The 21,574-nt window shown below is 61.6% G+C and carries 18 protein-coding genes; 16 read left to right on the forward strand and 2 right to left on the reverse strand.

Translation table 11 applies throughout. From position 1 onward, the window contains the following. The first annotated feature begins 365 nt into the window (after positions 1-365). The 15 genes from AB1Z25_RS07855 (at position 366) to fmdA (ending at position 19,067) form a co-directional block, all read left to right on the forward strand. The gene (locus AB1Z25_RS07855) at positions 366-1,412 is read left to right on the forward strand and encodes a quaternary amine ABC transporter ATP-binding protein (protein WP_107799492.1); all 1,047 of its coding nucleotides are present in this window, start codon (positions 366-368) and stop codon (positions 1,410-1,412) included. 80 nt (positions 1,413-1,492) lie between these two features. After that, positions 1,493-2,356 (forward strand): ABC transporter permease, encoded by an 864-nt coding sequence (locus AB1Z25_RS07860; protein ID WP_486636966.1) that lies wholly within the window; start codon positions 1,493-1,495, stop codon positions 2,354-2,356. Positions 2,357-2,474: 118 nt separating this feature from the next. Beyond that, positions 2,475-3,461: a GlxA family transcriptional regulator gene (locus AB1Z25_RS07865; protein ID WP_107799490.1), complete on the forward strand. Its 987-nt coding sequence runs from the start codon at positions 2,475-2,477 to the stop codon at positions 3,459-3,461. A gap of 135 nt (positions 3,462-3,596) precedes the next feature. Beyond that, entirely contained in the window at positions 3,597-4,535 is a 939-nt protein-coding gene (locus tag AB1Z25_RS07870; RefSeq protein ID WP_107801816.1) for a choline ABC transporter substrate-binding protein, read from the forward strand. A gap of 131 nt (positions 4,536-4,666) precedes the next feature. Continuing rightward, positions 4,667-5,860, forward strand: coding sequence for a formaldehyde dehydrogenase, glutathione-independent (fdhA, locus tag AB1Z25_RS07875; RefSeq protein WP_253315230.1), 1,194 nt, complete (start codon positions 4,667-4,669; stop codon positions 5,858-5,860). Positions 5,861-5,924: 64 nt separating this feature from the next. Continuing rightward, positions 5,925-6,554, forward strand: a complete 630-nt coding sequence (locus AB1Z25_RS07880; RefSeq protein WP_486636967.1) for a hypothetical protein — start codon at positions 5,925-5,927, stop codon at positions 6,552-6,554. Between the two features lie 85 nt (positions 6,555-6,639). After that, complete coding sequence (gene asnB / locus AB1Z25_RS07885; protein ID WP_486636968.1) at positions 6,640-8,487, forward strand: asparagine synthase (glutamine-hydrolyzing); 1,848 nt, start codon at positions 6,640-6,642, stop codon at positions 8,485-8,487. 18 nt (positions 8,488-8,505) lie between these two features. Next, entirely contained in the window at positions 8,506-10,353 is a 1,848-nt protein-coding gene (gene asnB, locus AB1Z25_RS07890; protein ID WP_486636969.1) for an asparagine synthase (glutamine-hydrolyzing), read from the forward strand. Then, positions 10,340-11,545 (forward strand): MFS transporter, encoded by a 1,206-nt coding sequence (locus AB1Z25_RS07895; protein WP_486636970.1) that lies wholly within the window; start codon positions 10,340-10,342, stop codon positions 11,543-11,545. Before asnB (AB1Z25_RS07890) ends, AB1Z25_RS07895 begins: the two co-directional genes overlap by 14 nt. Before the next feature lie 44 nt (positions 11,546-11,589). Beyond that, positions 11,590-12,282 (forward strand): hypothetical protein, encoded by a 693-nt coding sequence (locus AB1Z25_RS07900; protein WP_486636971.1) that lies wholly within the window; start codon positions 11,590-11,592, stop codon positions 12,280-12,282. 77 nt (positions 12,283-12,359) lie between these two features. After that, positions 12,360-12,845, forward strand: a complete 486-nt coding sequence (locus AB1Z25_RS07905; RefSeq protein ID WP_486636972.1) for a formate dehydrogenase subunit gamma — start codon at positions 12,360-12,362, stop codon at positions 12,843-12,845. Continuing rightward, positions 12,839-14,407: a formate dehydrogenase beta subunit gene (locus tag AB1Z25_RS07910; protein ID WP_235089126.1), complete on the forward strand. Its 1,569-nt coding sequence runs from the start codon at positions 12,839-12,841 to the stop codon at positions 14,405-14,407. The genes AB1Z25_RS07905 and AB1Z25_RS07910 overlap by 7 nt, the downstream gene beginning before the upstream one ends. Then, complete coding sequence (gene fdhF, locus AB1Z25_RS07915; protein WP_486636973.1) at positions 14,404-17,277, forward strand: formate dehydrogenase subunit alpha; 2,874 nt, start codon at positions 14,404-14,406, stop codon at positions 17,275-17,277. Before AB1Z25_RS07910 ends, fdhF begins: the two co-directional genes overlap by 4 nt. Continuing rightward, entirely contained in the window at positions 17,274-17,510 is a 237-nt protein-coding gene (locus tag AB1Z25_RS07920) for a formate dehydrogenase subunit delta (RefSeq protein WP_486636974.1), read from the forward strand. The genes fdhF and AB1Z25_RS07920 overlap by 4 nt, the downstream gene beginning before the upstream one ends. 336 nt (positions 17,511-17,846) lie before the next feature. After that, on the forward strand, positions 17,847-19,067 hold the full coding sequence (gene fmdA / locus AB1Z25_RS07925) for a formamidase (protein WP_486636975.1): 1,221 nt from the start codon (positions 17,847-17,849) through the stop codon (positions 19,065-19,067). A gap of 114 nt (positions 19,068-19,181) precedes the next feature. Here fmdA and AB1Z25_RS07930 read toward each other — a convergent pair whose 3' ends face one another. Then, positions 19,182-20,108, reverse strand: a complete 927-nt coding sequence (locus AB1Z25_RS07930) for a LysR substrate-binding domain-containing protein (RefSeq protein WP_107799482.1) — start codon at positions 20,106-20,108, stop codon at positions 19,182-19,184. 109 nt (positions 20,109-20,217) lie between these two features. Between AB1Z25_RS07930 and AB1Z25_RS07935 the strand changes: the two genes are divergently transcribed. Then, on the forward strand, positions 20,218-20,826 hold the full coding sequence (locus AB1Z25_RS07935) for an FMN-dependent NADH-azoreductase (protein WP_227103750.1): 609 nt from the start codon (positions 20,218-20,220) through the stop codon (positions 20,824-20,826). Between the two features lie 128 nt (positions 20,827-20,954). Here the strand turns inward: AB1Z25_RS07935 and AB1Z25_RS07940 are convergent, their stop codons facing one another. Next, positions 20,955-21,572, reverse strand: coding sequence for a hypothetical protein (locus tag AB1Z25_RS07940; RefSeq protein ID WP_233246681.1), 618 nt, complete (start codon positions 21,570-21,572; stop codon positions 20,955-20,957). Positions 21,573-21,574 lie beyond the last annotated feature (2 nt).

Consider the following 21,574-nt stretch of genomic DNA (forward strand, 5'->3'; position numbering starts at 1 on the left):
CGCGTTTTGAGCGAGTACTCACCGTACAACGCTTCACGAAGCGCCGCCGTCTTTGACCGCTTCCGCGCGCGCGTCCGTCGCCTCCCCGTCCTTCACGCCTGCCCGGCCGCGGCCGGCGTTTTTGTTTTTGCCGCCGGCGGCGGATTGCGGTTTTTTTACGACACAGGCCGGCCGGGCCGGAGACGAAAGCCGGCGCTGGATTTGGCGGCCAGGCCTATGCCGGCCGGTTTTGCGCGCGGATGTCGGATTTGGACGGCTTGTTGTCGGAATACCCTTACTTGGCCCAGCCCTTCCTTCCTATCTTGAACCTTGATTTACATTAAACATTCTTCGAATTGTCAGCGGCCGCGCCGAAGGGAGCCGGGATGCAAACGATCAAGGTCGAGGTCAGAAACCTCCACAAGGTGTTCGGCGGCAAGCCGGCGGAAGTGATGTCCTTGCTGCGGGCCGGCGAGAGCAAGGACGAAGTGTTTCGGCGCACCGGGGCGGTGGTGGGCGTCAACGACGTGTCGTTCTCGGTGCGCGCCGGCGAAATCTTTGTGCTGATGGGCCTGTCCGGCTCCGGCAAATCCACGCTGATCCGCCTGATCAACCGCTTGCTGGAGCCCAGCGCCGGCCAGATCCTGCTGGACGGCCAGGACCTGACCCGGCTGTCGCCCAGGCAATTGGTGGCCTTGCGCCGCCGCGACATGAGCATGGTGTTCCAGAGCTTCGCGCTGATGCCGCACCGCACGGTGCTGGACAACGCCGCCTTCGGCCTGGAAGTGGCCGGCCTCGGGCGCAAGGCCCGCGAGGCGCGGGCGCGGGAAGTGCTGGAGCAAGTGGGGCTGGCCGCCTTCGCCGGCAAGTACCCGCATCAGCTCTCCGGCGGCATGCAGCAGCGGGTGGGCCTGGTGCGCGCGCTGGCGGTCAATCCCTCGCTGATGCTGATGGACGAGGCCTTCTCGGCGCTGGACCCGCTCAAGCGCGCCGAGCTGCAGGACTTGCTGCTGCAATTGCAGCGCGAGCAGCGCCGCACCATCGTCTTCGTCTCCCATGATCTGGAAGAGGCGCTGCGCATCGGCAGCCGCATCGCCATCATGGAGGGCGGCCGGCTGGTGCAGGTGGGCAGCCCGCGCGAAATCATCGAATGCCCGGCTGACGACTATGTGCGCAACTTCTTCAAGAGCGTGGACACCTCGCGCTATCTGCAGGCCAAGGATCTGATCGAAGCCGCGCCGCCGCCGCGCGCGACGGCCGCTCCGCACGTGGAGCCGTCCTGTAGCCTGTCCGATGTGCTGTTGCGGCTCCAGGGGCAGGCCGAACCGCTGCAGGTGCGCGACGACGACGGCCGCTGCCTGGGCGTGATCACCCCCAGCAGCGTGCTCAACAAGCTGTCCCAGCACCGCCCTAGCGCGGCCGCCCACCACTGAACCCCAACGGGCGTCGCCGGCGCGGGGGCGTGTGGCTCTCGCCGTCCTGAGCGCGTCCGGCGAGACGAGGAGCACGCCGCATGGCCGACACCAGTCCCCAGTCCCCGCTGCCGATAGGCAGCTGGGTCAACCAGATCATCCATTTTCTGCTGGAAAACAACGCCGGCGCCTTCGACGCCGTCGGCGGCGGCATCGACTGGTTCGCCACCCAGGTGGAGACCTTGCTGCAGGGCGTGCCGCCATGGGCGCTGGCCGGCGTGTTCGCCGGCGTCGGCCTGTGGCGGCTGGGCTGGAAGTTCGCCGTCTTCGTCTGCGCGGCGCTGGGCCTGATCTGGGCCACCGGCTTCTGGAGCCAGACCGTCGCCACGCTGGCGCTGACCCTGTCCGCCACCTGCGTCAGTCTGATGCTGGGCGTGCCGCTGGGCATCTGCTGCGCGCGCTGGCGCTGGGTCAACGCCCTGGTCCGGCCGGCGCTGGACTTCATGCAGACCATGCCGGCTTTCGTTTATCTGATTCCCGCGGCAATGTTCTTCGGACTGGGGCGGGTGCCGGGCATCCTGGCCACGGTGGTGTTCGCGGTGCCGCCGGCGGTGCGCTTGACCAATCTGGGCATCCGCCAGGTGAACCGGGAGCTGGTGGAGGCGGGCAACGCCTTCGGCTGCACCTCTTGGCAATTGCTGTTCAAGGTGCAGCTGCCCATCGCGCTGCCGTCCATCATGGCCGGGGTCAATCAGACCATCATGATGGCGCTGTCCATGGTGATCATCGCCTCCATGGTGGGGGCCGGCGGTCTGGGCAACGATGTCCTGGCCAGCATACAGCGGCTGGACGTCGGCCTCGGTTTCGAGAGCGGGCTGGCGGTGGTGCTGCTGGCCATCATCCTGGACCGGATCACCGAAAGCTTTGGACGCGCGCCGGAAGCGGGCGCCGCGGCCGATGGCTGAGGATGAAACAGGAGGAAACCAGGGACGAAACAATACCTGCGCAACGGTTTTCAAGGCCGGCTGCGAACCGCTTCGGAGCAGAACAACAATTCTTGCAACGCACACATTGGAGGTCGTGATGGGACCGCAACAGATCGCCTCGTTGTCGCATATCGCCTTTTTGCTGCTGGACCGGTTTTCAATGATCGCGTTCTCCAACGCGGTGGAGCCGTTGCGCATGGCCAACTACCTGTCGCGCAAGAAGCTGTACCGCTGGAGCCTGCTGTCGGCGGACGGCGAGCCGGTCAGCGCCAGCAACGGCCTGAGCCTGTCGCCGATCTCCGCGCCGGGCCCGCCGCAGCAGTACGACATGCTCATCGTCTGCGGCGGCTGCCAGGTGCGCGAGGCGGCCACCGACAAGGTGCAGGCGCTGATCCGCCGCTTCGCCGCCCAGGGCGTGCCGCTGGGATCGATCTGCACCGGCACCTTCGCGCTGGCCCGGGCCGGGGTGCTGAACGGCTACCGTTGCGCCATCCATTGGGAAAACCTGCTGTCCATCAGCGAGGAATTCCCCCGCACCCGCTTCACCTCGGACCTGTTTGTGCTGGACCGGGACCGCTTCACCTGTAGCGGCGGCACCGCGCCGCTGGATTTCATGTGCCATCTGATCCGCCACAAGGGCGGCAAGAGCCTGGCGGCCGACGTCTCGGTGCAATTCATCGTGGACCGGCTGCGCGACGACGGCGACCGCCAGCACATCCCGCTGCTGGCGCGCATCGGCACCGGGCACGAGGCCTTGCTGGACGCCGCCTTGTCGATGGAGAGCAATATCGAGAACCCGCGCTCGCTGGAACATCTGGCGGCGGAGCTGGGCGTGTCGCTGCGCCATCTGGAGCGCTTGTTCAAGCGTTATCTGAGCACCACGCCGGCGCAATACTATCTGGACCTCCGCCTGCGCCGGGCGCGCGAGCTGCTGCTGCAAACCAATATGAGCGTGATGGAAGTCACCGTGGCCTGCGGCTTCCTGTCCTCCTCGCATTTTTCCAAGTCCTACCGCGGGCTGTTCGGCTACCCGCCCAGCCGCGAGCGGCAGCAATACCTGGTGGCGGCCGGGGCCATCGCCTGAACGCCTGTTCAAGGCCGGCCGCGCCTTGTCTCGTTCCGGCTCGCGAGACCTTGAACGGGTGCTGGAAACCTAATGGGCGGCGCGGCAGCGGCCGCCGGGCGGACTTTCGCCATCATCGCTGCCCGGGAGGAAGGGATGAATCGATTCAAAGCAATGTCCGCGGCGCTGCTGCTGGCCATCGCCGGCAGCGCGGCGGCACGGGAGCCGGCCGCCTGCCGCAATGTGCGTTTCGCCGATGTCGGCTGGACCGACATCGCGGCCACCACCGGCATGGCCAGCGTGGTGTTGGAGGCGCTGGGCTACCGCCCCAGCGTGACCATGGCCTCGGTGCCTATCGCTTTCTCCGGGCTGAAGAGCCGGCAGATCGACGTGTTCCTCGGGTATTGGAGCCCGTCGATGACGCCGCTGATCGAACCCTATCTGAAAGCGGGCCAGATCAAGGTGCTGACCGAGCCCAATCTGAGCGGGGCCAAGTACACGCTGGCGGTGCCGGACTACGTGGCCGCCGCCGGCCTGCGGGATTTCAAGGACATTGCCCGTTTCAAGGCGCAGCTGGACGGCAAGATCTACGGCATTGAAGCCGGCAACGACGGCAACCGCCTGATCGACGACATGATCCGCAAGCAACAGTACGGCTTGGGCGGCTTCAAGCTGGTGGAGTCCAGCGAGGCCGGCATGCTGGCCGAACTGGAACGCGCCGAGCGGAGGAAGAAATGGATGGTGTTCCTGGCCTGGGAGCCGCACCCGATGAACGTCAGGCACAAGCTGCGCTATCTGTCCGGCGGCGACGCGGTGTTCGGCCCCAACTTCGGCGCGGCCAGGGTCTTCACCGCGCTGCCGCCGGATTACGAAGCGCGTTGCGCCAATGTCGGCCGCTTGCTGCGCAATCTGCGCTTCAGCACCGATATGGAAAACCGGGTGATGGGGCCGATCATGGACAAGATCAGGCCGGAGGTGGCGGCGCGGGAGTATTTGAAAAAGAACCCGGCGGTGCTGACGAGCTGGCTGGCGGGAGTGGACACCTTCGACGGCCGGCCTGGGCTGAGCGTCGTCGGCCAGGCGCTGGCGCGCTGAGAACCTGTTTACGATCGTGGCGCGTTTGATCGCAAAGGGGTCGCTTTGACTCAAGGCCGGCGTCGCTTTCTTTCCTAGCATCGGGAGCAGATGTCGCCGGTATCCGCCGGCGCGGCAGCGAGGAGACGATGATGACAGGCAATCGCGGAGTGGTGTACCTGGCGCCGGGCCAGGTGGAAGTGCGCTCCATACCCTTTCCGGAACTGGCGTCCCCGGCCGGGCGCAAGCTCGGCCACGGCGTCATTCTCAAGGTGCTGAGCACCAATATCTGCGGCTCGGACCAGCATATGGTGCGCGGCCGCACCACGGCGCCGGCCGGTCTGGTGCTGGGACATGAAATCACCGGCGAGGTGATAGAGACGGGCGGCGATGTGGAAACGCTGCGCATCGGCGATCTGGTGTCGGTGCCGTTCAATGTGGCGTGCGGACGCTGCCGCTGCTGCAAGGAGCAGGATACCGGCGTGTGCCTGTCGGTGAACCCGGCGCGGGCCGGCGGCGCTTACGGCTACGTCGACATGGGCGGCTGGGTGGGCGGCCAGGCGGAATACGTGATGGTGCCCTACGCCGACTTCAACCTGCTGAAATTTCCAGACCGGGATCAGGCGCTGGCCAAGATCCGAGACCTGACCTGCTTGTCCGACATCCTGCCCACCGGCTATCACGGCGCGGTGTCGGCCGGCGTGGGGCCGGGCAGCACGGTCTACGTGGCCGGCGCGGGTCCGGTGGGTTTGGCGGCGGCGGCTTCCGCGCGCCTGCTGGGCGCGGCGGTGGTCATCGTCGGCGACGTCAATCCGGCGCGGCTGGCCCATGCCCGCGCCGTCGGCTTTGAAACCGCGGATCTGTCGCTGGACGCGACGCTGGGCGAGCAGATCGCCGCCATCCTGGGCGTGCCGGAGGTGGATTGCGCGATCGACGCCGTCGGTTTCGAGGCGCGCGGCCACGGCCACGCCGCCTCGCGGCAGGAGGCGCCGGCCACCGTGCTCAACGCCTTGATGGAAGTGACGCGCGAGGCCGGGCGCATCGGCATTCCCGGGCTCTACGTGACTGACGACCCTGGCGCGGTGGACGCGGCGGCCAAGCAGGGCAGCCTGTCGGTGCGCTTTGGCCTGGGCTGGGCCAAGTCGCACAGCTTCTTCACCGGCCAGACTCCGGTGATGAAATACAACCGCGCGCTGATGCAGGCGATTCTGTGGGACCGCATTCCCATCGCCGAAGTGGTGGGCGTGGAGATCATCAGCCTGGACAATGCGCCCAGAGGCTACGCCGAGTTCGACGGCGGCGCGCCGAAGAAATTCGTCATCGATCCGCATGGGCAGTTGCGCTAAAGCAAATTTATTGTCCATGACTTTAATGTCGGAATGGAATGTTGCAAATAGAAGGGAGACTATTGTGAATGAATATAAGGCGCCAATACCCCTTAATGAAAGTCAACAAGCTCAGTTGTGGAGTCAAAGACTGTTTGAGGCCGAAGCGGGCTTAAATAAATTTATTGTTGAGCAGAAGGGGGGTAAATTTTTTTATGTGTGGCTACAGGTTAAAAAGGAAATATTTATGAATGTTCCTGTGATGCCGAAGGCCGATTTGTGGAAAGGGGCTTTTTTTTACGCGCAAGCACTCATGGAGAAATTTGTTATTAATCAATTTGGTTATGAGGCGCTTGAGCAATGGGCAAAGGCAAATGCAGTAGTTCATGGTTTAGTAGAGCGTCCACGTGCACCTGGGGTGCTTGGCCCATTAGAACGTTTTCGACAGCAGCTTGAATTATATGGCTCAAGCATAGAGTTGTTGGAGCCAAGTGTTGATGAGGCCGAGCTAATCGTGCGTCGCTGCGGTATATGGGATTATCGAGAGAGCGCCCGCTTACGTGGGGTGGTTATTACATTGAAGTCCCCCTGCGAATACTGTACTGCTGCTACCTCGGCTAATATAGAGGTAAAAGGATTTAAACCAAATTTTCAATTAATGGCTAAGGATGGTGTGAATGGTTGTCGCTGGAGTGTGAGAATGCTTAGTGTTTAATTTGGGTTAAGTTAATGGTGGTTTGGTTGTCGTGTCTGACTGTGAGTGGCGACGTGATGAAATAAATTTTTGTGCGGAGGATGTCGTGTGTGGAATTGGTGGTTGGGTTGATTGGGGAGAGGACCTGAGACAGTTAAGGTATACCTCTGTAATAGAAAAAATGGAGCAATCCATGACTGTTAGAGGGCCAGATGGAGGGGGGGTTTATAGAGGTGAAAATATTGCCTTGGTGCACCGAAGATTGTCAGTGCTACAAGATGAATGTGAAAAACAACCTATGGTTTTGCAAGATGAAGGTAATGAATGCTGTGTTGTTTCATGCGATAGTGAAATTTATAATGCCTCTGATGTTCGAAGGGAGTTAATTGAGCTGGGGTATTTTTTTGATGGTAGTTCGGATGCAGAAGTTCTGCTAAAAGCTTATCAGCAATGGGGGGTGGGAAGTGTCTCTCGTCTAAGTGGTGTATATGCTTATGCGATATGGGATTTCCGGGTGCGACGTCTTATATTGGTGCGTGATAGATTGGGGGCTAAGCCACTCTATTATTTTCCCTATATGAAAGGGGTTTTGTTTTCCTCTGAACCTAAAGGTATTCTTGTTAACCCTATTTTTAATCCAAGCATTGATGAGACAGGTCTTATAGAGCTCTTTGCTTTAGCCTCTGCCCCAACGCCAGGGCATGGAATTTATCAAGGTCTGTATCAGGTGAAGGCTGGCCATATTGTTTCCATGTCATGCCATGGTATGGAGGAGCTCTGCTATTGGAGGCTTGGACCGTGTGAGGATGATGTGGACTATGATAGTTCTTGCCTTCAAATCCGTAGTCGATTGGAAAGTGTTGTCGATCATCAATTGGTAAAGGGAGGAAGGGTTGGGTCGCTTTTGTCAGGAGGGCTAGACTCAAGTGTTCTTGCTGCCTTGGCCGCACAGCGTGGTTTAAGCATGGGGTGGCCGTCACTAAGAACTTATTCTATGGATTTTAAAGATTCTATAGAGCATTTTAGATCAACAGAGTGGCATACTTCACGTGATGAGCCATTTGCCAGAGAAGTAGCTGAATACATAGGTGCTCAGCATGCAACTGTTGTTGTTGATCCAGAAGCACAACTGGAGAACGAGCATGTTGCATTGGTCGCTCGTGATTTTCCGGGGTGGGGGGAAATGGATGTGTCATTGTACCTTCTCTTTAAAGGAATTAAACCCTTTTCTGCGGTTGTACTTTCCGGGGAGTGCGCGGATGAGATTTTTGGGGGATATCCTTTTTTACAAAATGCCAGTCAGCGCCCAACACATACCTTTCCCTGGCTTGAAGGTAAGGTGCTTTTCTCTTCACTCCTTCGCTCTGATCTTATAACTCAGCAGCGAGTTCAGGAGTATATCTCGGATCAGTACAGCGACACGCTCAAGGGCGTTGTGGCTATGCCAGGAGAGGGAGTGTTTGAGGCTGCCGCACGTCGTGTAGAGCATCTCATGCTTGTCCGGTGGGTTTCTGCGCTTCTTGATAGGAGTGATCGAATGAGCATGGCGGCGGGAGTAAATGTCAGAATTCCTTTCTGTGATCACCAGTTGATTGAAATGCTTCATGGCACTGCCCCGAGGAAAAAATATCAAGCAAATATCGAAAAAATGCTCTTGCGAGATGCAGCGAAAGGGCTTCTTCCCACACACTTACTAAATCGTAAAAAAAGTGCGTTCCCTGCGCAGGTTGACCCGCATTACACGAGACAGCTACGTCAACGTGTCGAAAACTTGTTGAGTGATGGCAGTGCTCAAATATGGGAGTTGATCGACGCAAAAAAGCTTAGGTCCTTGCTTGCATCTGCCGCTGCTATTCCTGGGCCGAGAGCCGCCCCAAGCATGACCAATGGCTTGGGTTATCTCATTGGCATTGATGCTTGGTTGCGGCGATATACCCCACAGTTCGTAATCTAAGGCTATAGGAGCAAATCTATGGGCGGAATTGCCGGCTTTTTGGATATATCGATCCCTGCACATCGTCGCCAAACATTAGCAGGCATGACTAAGGCTCTACAGAGGCGAGGGCATCATGCCAATGATGGTTTTTTTGATGGTCCAGTAGCTTTGGGAGAGTGTAAATTTACATCGTGTGAGATTGGAAGTAGTACCCCCGTGGGGCAGCCTGCAAGCGAGAACCGTTTAGCAATGGTTTGTTGTGGTGAGATTTTTAATCATTGTAGTTTTGGTGGCGATATAGGGGAGATAAACACTCTGCTTATGGTGGATAATAGAGGTTTTTTGTCGCGACATTGGATGTGTCAAGGTGAAATGGCTGTGGCAGAGTTGGATGGATTTTTTGCATTAGCCGTTTGGGACTCCCTGACTAAAACTTTACACTTGGTACGAGATCGTCTTGGTGTTAAACCGTTGTACTATTATCAAACAGCGAGGCAGATTTTATTTGGGTCGGAAATTAAGGCTATTCTTGCTCACCCTGATGTGATGCCAGTAGTGGATAAGGTTGGTATGATTCAGCTTGTTCTTCCATTGCATAAGACAATAGGAGCTACCCCTTATAAGGGTATTCATGAAGTACCTCCAGGGACAATTCAATCCTTTCAGATTGTAGAGGGACGGGTAAAAAAAACAGAGAGGCGATACTGGCAATTTTTGCCAGGATTTCGTGTGTCAACCTATGGCAATGCGGTGGAAGAGTTGCGGGAGCTATTGCTTGAGATTGTCAATGTACATGTGATGGCAGATGTTCCTGTAGGCTGTTTGCTTTCTGGTGGATTGGATTCAACTATTATAGCGGCGCTCGCCCAGCGTGCTATTAGAAAATCAACCCTTAAAACGTACCAAGTGGATTTTCAAGCTCAGGATGAGAGTGGGCAGTGGGTGGAGGGGAGCGAAGACACTCCCTTCGCTCGAGCGGCTGCTCACTACCTTGGAACTCAACATCACCGCTGGTTGTTGGATGGAGATACGCTTTCTCAACCAAGTCTAAGACTTGAGGCATTGCAATCAAGGGACCTTCCCAATGGTATTGGCGACCTTGATTTAAGTCTATTGTCACTTTTTCATTCGGTTAAATCTACCTCAAAAATTGTTTTGACAGGTGAGGCTGCTGATGAAGCTATGGGGGGCTACCGTTGGTTTCATGAGCCAGCAGCAATAGCATCTGGCACTTTTCCTTGGCTTGCGGATACTCCTGCCCATGGCAGACTACATCAGCGTATTTTGAAAGTGTTTCGGCAGGACCTAATAGACTCTCTTGATCTTTCTGGATATTTGCAGGCTGACTATGCACAGGCGCTTAGCGAGTTGGGTGTGCGTTCATTCACGCAGATGGACAATGAGGAGCAGCTTCAGTTTATTTCGTACCTAGCGTTGACACGTTTTCTGCCTACTTTGCTTGAGCGTAAGGATCGTTTATCTATGTCAGCAGGTTTGAAAGTCAGAGCGCCATTTTGTGATCATCGGTTGATGGAGTTCGCGTTTTCTACTCCTTGGCATCTTAAAAATCATAAGGGTGTTGAGAAGGCATTGTTGAAATCGATGTCAGTGGATCTGATTCCACATGAGATCATCTCAAGGTCCAAAGCACCCTACCCGTCGACCCATGATCGTAAATATGCCATGGCAGTCTGTAAACAGCTTGATCGTGCACTGAGGCAAAAGAACTGTCGCTTAGGTGAGGTGTTTAATCTTCCCGTACTGGAGCAGGTTTTGCAAGAGCCGGCCTCTGGGAGCTTTATTGCCAATGTGGCTACTGAACTAGCCTTGAATTTTGATACGTGGTTTCACCTCTATGAGCCGAGTCTTTATGCGAACGGCTGAAGAGAAGGCTGCTCCTAAGCTGATGCCGCAATTCTGGCCAATTTATGCTGTTCTATTCTTGGTTGGTGCTGAAATGTATGTGGTTGCTCCTTTATTAGGAAATATTTCTTCCGATTTGGGGGCGTCATTATCCGCGGCGGCGCAATTGATAACAGCCTACGTGCTTGTGCAGGCAATTGGAGGACCTTTCATTGGCCTGCTCTATGAAAAGCTTGGTCCACGTGCCATGGTTGTCACGGGAATCTTTATTTTTGCCATTGGCAATATGGCATCAGCCCTAGCACAGAACTATGGGTTGGTGTTGGTTTTTCGAGGGCTGGCTGGATTGGGGGTGAGCTTTTTTGGGCCTGCGGCCTGGATATGGATGAGCCAGACCGCCGCCGCGCATTTGCGGGGCAGATCTATTGGCTATGGCATGGCTGCATTTGCATTGGGGCAGGTGTTTGGAGTACCTATTGGCGCATTCTCGTCAGCTTTTTACTCATGGCGTATCGTAGTCGCGGTGTTAGGAGGCGCTGCGCTGCTGGTCCTGCCCTCGATATGGAAAAAAATTGGGGCTCTTGCCAGCCGGGGCGCCGGAGGGGGGGCGTTGCCGTCTCCCGATCATTGGTTGCGCAGCTTACTGATGCCATGGCGGATAAAGGAGCTGCAATGGAGTTATCTACTTACCTTTTTATTTCATGCGGCTAGTTTGGGCGCTTATACATTTTTGGCTGTGAGGCTCATGCGAGATTTTGCGCTGTCGGAAATGCTTGTCGGTGTTGTCGGTGTGCTCAGCGGAACCGGCACCTTGCTTGGCTCCATCGCTGCAGGGCATTTATCCGATAAGAGCGCTAAAACGGGGGCTTCATCAGTTTTGTTGTTAACCTACTGGGCGCTGGGCGCTTCGGTGGCGATTCCCATTGCGCTGGGTTCGCCATGGCTTACGCTGTCGATTTTTGCGGTGCTGGCCTGGTTTATATTCTCAGGCGCCTTCGATAGCAATCAGCAGGACTCGGTGATCCAACTATCGGGCAAGAGTCCGGCCCCGACTTTGGCATGGAACACCTCCATGCTCTATGCCGCAGGCGCCGCCGGTATTTGGACTCTCGGCATCGCGCCGGACAGCTCGGTGTTCATCGCGACTAGTGCATGCTTGCTGGCATTGCTTGGTGTGTTGGCCGCGTTACGCTTGCGTGCGCTGGTGCGTTAATAGAATGCGGCTTGGCGTAGAAGGGGGCTATATTGAGTCATTTCATGGCGATTCTGCGGCTCTCGGTATTATTATGGCTTGGCTCTGCTTTGCTTGATGCGAAGGATCGGACTGAATTCAGTCCAGTCTCGGGTTTGGAACCAGGAAAGCTAACGGTTATCTCCATTGATAAATTGCCAGCGGCACTGAAGAAAAATTCAGAGGAGGATCTAAAGCGAGATGTTAGAAACAAATCTATGGGTGGTGGGGGAGTGGATTATGAGAAGATTTCGGATGAAGCTGTTCTATACGCCACAACTTATCAAAATAGATTGAGAACCCTGCAGGATGCCTCTGCCAATGCCAAATCCAAACTTGCTGATATTGGTGCTAGTAAGTTGAATACTTATCGTTTTGAGGGGGTGGTGCCGCAAGGGCCTAGCTTGCGCGGGCCATGGAGCAGTTTTGATCGAATATTCAGGCGTCCGGATGGCGTTCTGTTGATTTTGCACGAATGGGATTTCGTGGCGGATGGAGGAGGGGTGATGGCGGTTAAAGAACTCATGAATATTAAAATTCAGGGTGTGCCTGCTCGATTCGTGGTTAAAAAATCGCCTTCAGGTAAAAAAGTATCAGAGTTGATTTGGGTCAGCTCCAAAAAATATTACACCCTTGCGGTGTGGGATGAGGTCGGCAATAGCCCACGGCAGACCTACAACTTAGCCTGGTTGATGACCTTGGCTGAGCCGATTAAATAAGCACGCTTGGAAGAGCGCGCAGATTTCCTGATTGACGCAGGGCAAGTCGCGCAGGGTAAGTCGATTGAGGAGTAGTCATGTTCTTGACCGCGGAACAACAGGCGCGCATCGCCGCGCTGGTATCGGATCATCAAACGCAGCCGGGCGGTTTGCTGCCCTTGCTGCACGCCGTGCAGGACGAGTTGGGCTATGTGCCGGACGCCGCGACGCCGGACATCGCCCGCGCCTTCCGCCTGAGCCGCGCCGAAGTGCGCGGCGTGCTCAGCTTCTACCACGATTTCCGCGACGAGCCGCCGGCGCGCCATGAGCTGCGGCTATGCCGGGCGGAGGCCTGTCAGAGCATGGGTTCGGAGGCGCTGGCGCAAAGGCTGCGGGCGCGCACCGGCCTGGACGACGCCGGCCGCAGCGCCGATGGCGGCCTGGAACTGCGGCCGGTGTACTGTCTGGGCGCTTGCGCCTGCGCGCCGGCCTTGCTGCTGGACGGTGAATTGCACGCGCGGATCGACGCCGCCGCGTTGGACGCCTTGCTGGCCGGCTGTCTGGAGGAGGGCGGCGCATGCTGACCTTCCATCTACCCTGTGATTCCGCGGCGCGGGCGCTGGGCGCGGACCGGACCGCGCGGGCGCTGGCCGAGGCGGCGGCGCGACGCGGCCTGGAAGTGGACATCCGGCGCAATAGTTCGCGCGGCCTGTACTGGCTGGAGCCCTTGCTGGAAATGGACACGCCGCAAGGCCGCGTCGGCTTCGGGCCCTTGACGGCGGCGCAGGCGGACAGCGTGCTGAGCGCCGTGCTGGAGGCGGACGGCCAGCATCCGCTGGCGCTGGGCTTGCTGGAGCGCCTGCCCTATCTGGCCGGCCAGCAGCGGCTGTTGTTCGCGCGCGCCGGGCTGACCCGTCCCTTGTCGCTGGACGATTATCTGGACCACGGCGGCTATCGCGGTCTGGCCCACGCGCTGGAACTGGGCGGCGAGGGCACGCTGGACTGCGTGCTGGAATCCGGCCTGCGCGGCCGCGGCGGCGCGGCCTTTCCCGCCGGTATCAAATGGCGCACCGTGCGCGAGGCGGCGGCGGACGGCAAATACGTGGTGTGCAACGCCGACGAGGGCGATTCCGGCAGCTTCGCCGACCGCATGCTGATGGAGGGCGATCCCTTTTTGTTGATCGAGGGCATGACTATCGCGGCGCTGGCGGTGGGGGCGACCCGCGGCTACCTCTATGTCCGTTCCGAATACGCCGCTGCGGCGGAGACGCTGCGGCGGGCGTTGGAGATCGCCCGCCGGCGCGGCTATTTGGGGCCCGATCTGCAAGGCAGCGGCCGCGAGCTGGAACTGGAGCTGCGCTTGGGCGCGGGCGCGTATATCTGCGGCGAAGAAACGGCCATGCTGGAATCGCTGGAGGGCCGGCGCGGCGAAGTCCGGGCCAAGCCGCCGCTGCCCGCGCTCAGCGGCCTGTTCGGCCGTCCCACCCTGGTGCACAACGTGTTGACCCTGGCCTCGGTGCCCACCATCCTGGCCCGCGGCGCGCCGTACTACCGCGATTTCGGGGTGGGCCGCTCGCGCGGCACCATGGCGTTTCAGCTGGCCGGCAATGTGCGGCGCGGTGGCCTGGTGGAGCGCGGCTTCGGCCTGAGCCTGCGCGAGTTGATCGAGGACTACGGCGGCGGCTGCGCCAGCGGCCGGCCGGTCAAGGCGGCGCAGGTGGGGGGGCCGCTGGGCGCCTGGCTGAGCCCGGCGCAGTTCGACACCGCGCTGGACTACGAGGCTTTCGCCGCCGTCGGCGCCATGCTCGGCCACGGCGGCGTGGTGGTGTGCGACGACAGCGTCGACATGGCGCGCATGGCGCGTTTCGCCATGCGGTTTTGCGCCGAGGAGTCTTGCGGCAAGTGCACGCCCTGTCGCATCGGCTCCACCCGCGGCGTGGAGGTGATGGACCGGCTGTTGGCGGCCGGCGACGCCGCGGAGCGGCGCCGGCATTGGACCCTGTTGCGGGATTTGTGCGAGACCATGCGGCACGGTTCGCTGTGCGCGCTGGGCGGTTTGACGCCCTTGCCGGTGCTGAGCGCGGCGCGGGGTTTCCCCGCGGATTTCGGCCTGGACCCGGCCATCGTCGAGGAGGACGCGCCATGAGCTGCCAGTTTGACCCCAAGCCGGTCCCGACGGCGGACCTGGGCACGCCGGCGCGCGAGGGCGCGCCGGTGAGCCTGAGCATAGACGGCGTCGAGATCACCGTGCCGGCCGGCACCTCGGTGCTGCGCGCCGCCGCGCTGCAGGGCGCGCGCCTGCCCAGGCTGTGCGCCACCGACAGCCTGGAGCCGTTCGGCTCCTGTCGCATGTGCCTGGTGGAAATAGACGGCCAGCGCGGCTATCCGGCCGCCTGCACCACGCCGGTGAGCGCGGGCATGGCGGTGCGCACGCAGAGCGAGGCCTTGGCCAGGCTGCGGCGCGGCGTGATGGAACTCTATGTGTCCGACCACCCGCTGGATTGCCTGGGCTGCGCCGCCAACGGCGATTGCGAACTGCAGACCGTGGCCGGCCAGGTGGGACTGCGCGAAGTGCGCTACGGTCTGGCCGGGGCCAATCATCTGGCCGATGCCAAGGATGAGTCCAATCCTTATTTCGATTACGACCCGGCCAAGTGCATTGTCTGCAACCGCTGCGTGCGCGCCTGCGAGGAAACCCAGGGGACTTTCGCGCTGAGCATCGTCGGCCGCGGTTTCGATTCCCGCGTCCGCGCCGCCGGCGGCGCGGACTTCCTCGGCTCGGAATGCGTGTCCTGCGGCGCCTGCGTGCAAGCCTGTCCCACCGCCACGCTGGTGGAGAAAAGCGTGGTCGCGCAGGGGCAGCCGGAGCGCAGCGTGGAGACCACCTGCGCTTATTGCGGCGTGGGCTGCGGTTTCCGCGCCGAACTCAAGGGCGAGCGCGTGGTGAGAATGACGCCGGACCGGGACGGCCGCGCCAATCACGGCCATTCCTGCGTCAAGGGCCGCTTCGCCTGGGGCTACGCCACCCATCCGGACCGCATCGTCAAACCCATGCTGCGCGCCGGCATCCACGAGCCCTGGCGGGAGGTGAGCTGGGAACAGGCGCTGGAGCATGTGGCCGGCGAGTTCCGCCGCCTGCAGACGCGCTACGGCCGCGACGCCGTCGGCGGCATCAGCTCCAGCCGCTGCACCAATGAGGAAACCTATCTGGTGCAGAAGCTGGTGCGCGCCGCCTTCGGCAACAACAATATCGACACCTGCGCCCGCGTCTGCCACTCGCCCACCGGCTACGGCCTCAAGCAGACTCTGGGCGAATCCGCCGGCACCCAGGATTTCGATTCGGTGCTGAGCGCCGACGTGATCCTGGTGATAGGCGCCAACCCCAGCGACGCCCACCCGGTGTTCGGCTCGCTGCTGCGGCGACGGCTGCGCGAGGGCGCGCGGCTGATCGTCATCGACCCGCGCCGCATCGATCTGGCCGATTCGCCGCACGCGGCGCCGGCGCTGCATCTGGCCTTGCGGCCCGGCAGCAATGTGGCCGTGCTCAACGCGCTGGCCCATGTGCTGGTGAGCGAAAACCTGTTGGATCAAGACTTCATCGCCCAGCGCTGCGAGACCGAGGCCTTCCTGCTCTGGCGCGACTTCGCGGCAGAAGCGGACAATGCGCCGGAGCGCGTCGCCGAGGCCAGCGGGGTGCCGGCGGCGCTGATCCGCGAGGCGGCGCGGTTGTACGCTAGCGGCGGCAACGCCGCCATCTACTACGGCCTGGGCGTCACCGAACACAGCCAGGGCAGCACCGCGGTGATGGCCATCGCCAATCTGGCCATGGCCACCGGCAATCTTGGCCGCGCCGGCGTCGGCGTCAACCCGCTGCGCGGCCAGAACAATGTGCAGGGCTCCTGCGACATGGGCTCTTTCCCGCATGAACTGCCCGGCTACCGCCATGTGTCCGACGACGCGGTGCGCGCGCGCTTCGAGGCGGACTGGGGCGTGGACTTGCAGCCGGAGCCGGGGCTGCGGATTCCCAATATGCTGGACGCGGCGCTGGACGGCGGTTTCAAGGGCTTGTATTGCCAGGGCGAGGACATCGCGCAGAGCGACCCCAACACCCAGCACGTGGCCGCCGCGCTGACGGCGATGGAGTGCGTGGTGGTGCAGGACCTGTTTTTGAACGAAACCGCCAAATACGCCCATGTGTTTCTGCCCGGCAGCTCCTTCCTGGAAAAGGACGGCACCTTCACCAATGCCGAGCGGCGCATCTCGCGGGTGCGCCGGGCGATGCGCCCGCTGGCCGGCATGGCGGACTGGGAGGTGACCGCGGCGCTGGCGGCGGCGCTGGGCTATCCGATGGCTTACACGCACCCGTCGGAAATCATGGACGAGATCGCGCGGCTGACGCCCAGCTTCGCCGGGGTCAGCTACGCCAAGCTGGACCGGCTGGGCAGCCTGCAATGGCCGTGCAACGAGGCGGCGCCCGAGGGCACGCCGGTGATGCACGTCGACCGTTTCTCCCGCGGCCTGGGGCGCTTCGTCGTCACCCGCTACGTGGCGACTTCGGAGCGGGCGGGCAAGCGCTTCCCGCTGTTGCTGACCACCGGGCGGATTCTCAGTCAGTACAATGTCGGCGCGCAGACCCGGCGCACCGAAAACCGGCTCTGGCACGCCGAGGACAGGCTGGAAATCCATCCGGTCGACGCCGAGGCGAGGGGCGTCGTCGACGGCGACTGGGTGGCGGTGCACAGCCGCGCCGGCGACACCGCCTTGCGCGCCAAAGTGACCGAACGGGTGGCGCCGGGCGTGGTGTACACCACCTTCCACCACCCGGAGTCCGGCGCCAATGTGGTGACCACCGACAACTCGGATTGGGCCACCAACTGTCCAGAGTACAAGGTCACCGCGGTGGAGGTGAGGAAGACCGCTCGGCCGTCGGAGTGGCAGCGCCGTTTCCATGGTTTCGGCGACGAGCAGCAAAGACTGCTGGCCGCCGGACGGCGGACGGGGAGCCAGACGGAATGAGGCCGGAGCCGCTGGTGAAGATGGTCAACGAGATCGCGCGCTTCTTCGAGGACGCGCAGGGGGAGGACGCGGCGGCCGAGGTCGCCCAGCATCTGCGGCGTTTCTGGACGCCGGCGATGCGCGCAGGCCTGCTGACGCATTGGCGGAGCGCCGGCGTGGCAAGCGGGCTGGTTCCGCTGGCGGCGCGGGCCTTGGGCTGTTTGGAGCAGATGTCCGACAAGGCCGCTGGCTAAGAGTCTGTTTACGATCTGCTGCGCTTGGCGAGACGTCTCAGGGTGGGTACCGCTTCGAAACGCTCATGTGCCACGAGTGCATTCCGCTTCTTCGCTCGTTTTCGCCTTGTCTCGCTTTTGCCCGCGAGACTTGGAACAGGCTCTTAAGAGCTTGTTCAAGATGGCCGGCGCGGCCTGTCGGGCGGCGCCGGCGATACGCAAAAACACGCGGTGCAGGCCGCGGATCGCCGCGGCGTCAGCGCCGCCGGCGCGGGGACGGGCCACAGCCGGCGGCGGCCGGTTGCGGACTTTCGCAAGCGGGGCCCGCGTGGTCCTGACCGTGCCGGAGCAAGCGCCATGACGACTACCCTGATCAAGATCGATCTCGATCAATCCCCTTACGACAATCCGCAGATCCACAACCGCTGGCATCCTGACATTCCCATGGCCTGTTGGGTGCTGCCCGGCGACGACTTCGTGCTGGAGTGCTACGACTGGACCGGCGGCCAGGTGCGCAACGACGATTGCGCCGAGGACATCCGCGACCTGGATCTGAGCGCCGTGCATTTTCTGTCCGGCCCGGTGGGCGTGGCCGGCGCGCAGCCCGGCGACTTGCTGGTGGTGGATTTGCTGGACATCGGCGCCTTGCCGGAGCGGCAATGGGGTTTCAACGGCATTTTCTCGCGCAGCAACGGCGGCGGTTTTCTCAGCGAGCATTTTCCGCACGCGCAAAAGACGATATGGGATTTCCAGGGGCTTTACGCCCGCAGCCGCCATATTCCCGGCGTCCGTTTCGCCGGGCTGATCCATCCCGGCCTGATAGGCTGCCTGCCCAGCCGGCCGTTGCTGGAGGAGTGGAACCGGCGCGAGGCCGAATTGCTGCGCGAGAATCCGCGCGCGGTGGCGCATCTGCCTTTCGCGCCCAGCGCGCATATGGGGCGCTTGGGCGGCGAGACGGCGCGGCGCGCGGCGGAGGAGGCGGCGCGCACGGTGCCGCCGCGCGAGCATGGCGGCAATTGCGACATCAAGGACTTGTCGCGCGGCGCCCGCGTGTTTCTGCCGGTCTATGTCGACGGCGCCGGCCTGTCGGTGGGCGATCTGCACTTCAGCCAGGGCGACGGGGAGATCACCTTTTGCGGCGCCATCGAGATGGCGGGTTGGGCGCATCTGAAGGTGGATCTGATCAAGGGCGGGGTGGCGGCCTACGGCATCCGCAATCCGGTGTTCCAGCCCAGCCCGCTGGCGCCGCGTCACGGCGATTACCTGATTTTCGAGGGCGTGTCGGTGGACGAGCGCGGCGGCCAACACTATCTGGATGTGCAAGTGGCTTATCGCCAGGCCTGCCTGAACGCCATCGACTACCTGGGCAAGTTCGGCTATTCGCGCGCCCAGGCCTACAGCATTCTCGGCTGCGCGCCGGTGCAGGGGCATATCAGCGGGGTGGTGGACGTGCCCAACGCCTGCGCCACGCTGTGGCTGCCGACGGACATCTTCGATTTTGACATCCGGCCGCAAGCCGGCGGGCCCCGGCCGCAGCCGCTGAACGGCGTGCCAGTGCCCTTATCCTATGATCTGTAAGAGTCTGGCAATGTCTGCTGCGCTTCGGCGATACGGCGTTGAAAACATCCTCAAAATGCTCATGTGCCGCGCCTACCCTCCGTTTTTTCGCTAGTTTTCGCCTTGTCTCGTCCTTTAAGGCGCGACTTGATAGACCGGGTGGTCTGGCGGAATCAGCTCGGTGGCGAGGAAATCGATGAAGGCGCGCACCGCCGGCAGCAGGCCGCGGCGGGTGGGGAAGGCGGCGTGCAGAATGCCCCAGGGAATGTCGTAGTCCGGCAGCAGCCGCACCAGCTGGCCGGCCTGCAGCGCCTCGTGGCAGACGAGTTCCGGCAGCGCGGCCACGCCCAGGCCGGCGATGGCGGCGTCGCGCAGCACGATCAGGTCGTCGGTCATCAGCCGGGGGCTGTCTATCTGCACGGTGTAGGCGTGGCCGGCCTGATCCAGCAAGGCCCATTGGCCGCGGCCGTCGGGCCGGCTCATGGTCAAGGCCGGCCAGCCGGCCATGTCGGCCGGATGCCTGGGCGCCGGGCGCTCGGCCAGCAAGGCCGGGCTGGCCACCAGGGAGGTCTGGGCGGTGGCCAGCCGGCGCACCACCAGATTGGCGCTGTCCTCGATCACATTGCGCACGCGGATGGCCACGTCCACCCCTTCTTCTATCAGGTCCACGCGCCGGTTGCTGGAATCCAGCTGCACCCGCAGCAGCGGGTGGCGGGCCATGAAGCGGGGCAGGGCCGGGGCCAGCAGGGTCTTGGACAGCAGTTCCGGGCAGCTGACCTTGATCAGGCCGCGCGGCTCGGCGCTGCTGCGGGCGATGGCTTCGTCGGCGGCTTCGGCTTCCTCCAGCATCGCCTGACAGTGTTGGTAGTACTGCTGGCCGATCTCGGTCAGCGACAGGCGGCGGGTGGTTCTTTGCAGCAGGCGCACGCCCAGCCGCTGCTCCAGCTCCGCCACGCGGCGGGACAGCCGGGATTTGGGGATGCCCAGCACGCGGCCGGCGGCCATGAAGCCGCCGTGCTCAACCACTTTGGCGAAGTAGAGCAGATCGTTCAGGTCCTGCATGATTGTCTCGCTGATGGAACAATGTTTCCGATTTTTGCAGTCTAGTGCGGATTGGTTCGGAAAACTATCATGCAATCACTTTCTCTACCCAGACACCAAGGACCCGACCATGAAACTGTTGCATCTCGACTCCAGCATCCTCGCCGCCAACTCGGTTTCCCGCCAACTGACCGCCGTTGTCGCCGACACCCTGCGCCAGCGTCACGCCAATGTGGAAACCGCTTACCGCGATCTGGCCGGCCAGCCCATCGCCCACCTGTCCGGCGAAATCATCGGCGCCAATTTCACCGCCGAGGCGGACTGGACCGCCACCCAGCGCAGCGAAGCCGCGCTGAGCAATGAGCTGATCGAAGAATTCCTGGCCGCGGACGTGGTGGTGATCGGCGCGCCGATGTACAACTTCTCCATCCCGTCGCAATTGAAAGCCTGGGTGGACCGCGTGGCCGCGTCCGGCCGCACGTTCAAATACACCGAGAACGGCCCGGTGGGCCTGGCCGGCGGCAAGAAGGTGATCGTGGTGTCCTCGCGCGGCGGCGTTTACAGCACCGAGCAGGGCCAGCTGATGGACTTCCAGGAAGACTACCTGAAGACGGTGATGGGCTTCCTGGGCGTGAACGACGTGGCTTTTGTCCGCGCCGAAGCGGTGAATATGGGCGAAGACAAGCGCGCCACCGCCATCCACGCGGCCAAGGACGCCATCGCCAAACTGGCGCTGTAATTCTCCTGCCGCAAACGAAGACAGCCGGCCCTTGATGGGCCGGCTGTTTTGCGTCTGGCGCGAGCGGAGAATCTGCTCAATGCCTTTGTCGGGTTAGCCCGCCGACGCGCAGCAGATCGTAAACGTTCTCAGGGCAGCTTGCAGCTGTCCGACAGCTTGTCCAGCCCCTGCTGCTCGTGGCGGAAACTGGCCTTGGGCGGCGTGTGGCTGTAGTCGAGGGTGACGACGTAGAGGCTGTCGAAGTCGTTCTTGTCCCATTTGGGCACCTTGTCCGCCGAGCCCTTGTCGCCGTAATCCTGCATCAGGCTGACGGCGAGTTCGCGCAGCAGCTTGTGCTCCCAGGCGATGTAGACGGTTTTGCCGTGCTGCAGCGGGTTGACCAGTTGCTGTTGCAGCGCGTCGATGGCCTCCATGTCGAAGTTGCTGTTCACCGGCAGGCCCAGGGAGATGGCGGTGGGCTCGATGGTGGCCAGCGGGCGGATGTAGTTGAAGGTGCCGGCGGGGTCCCGGGTCTGGCTGGCGGTGGAGGGCGCGAAGATCTGGTCGGCTCGCCCGTATTTTTTGGGCAGCAGCTTGGCCAGTTCCAAAGAGCGGTTGAAGCCCTTGCAATTGAGCTGGCCGTAGCCGCCCTCGGGTTTTTCGCCGTGGCGCAGCATGACCAGCGTCTGGGTCTGCGGCGCCGGGGCGGCGTGCAGCAGGGGGCTGGCCAGCATGGCCAACAGCAGGCTGAGGCGGGAGAGTTTCATCG

The sequence above is a fragment of the Chromobacterium sp. HL1 genome, assembly GCF_057418835.1.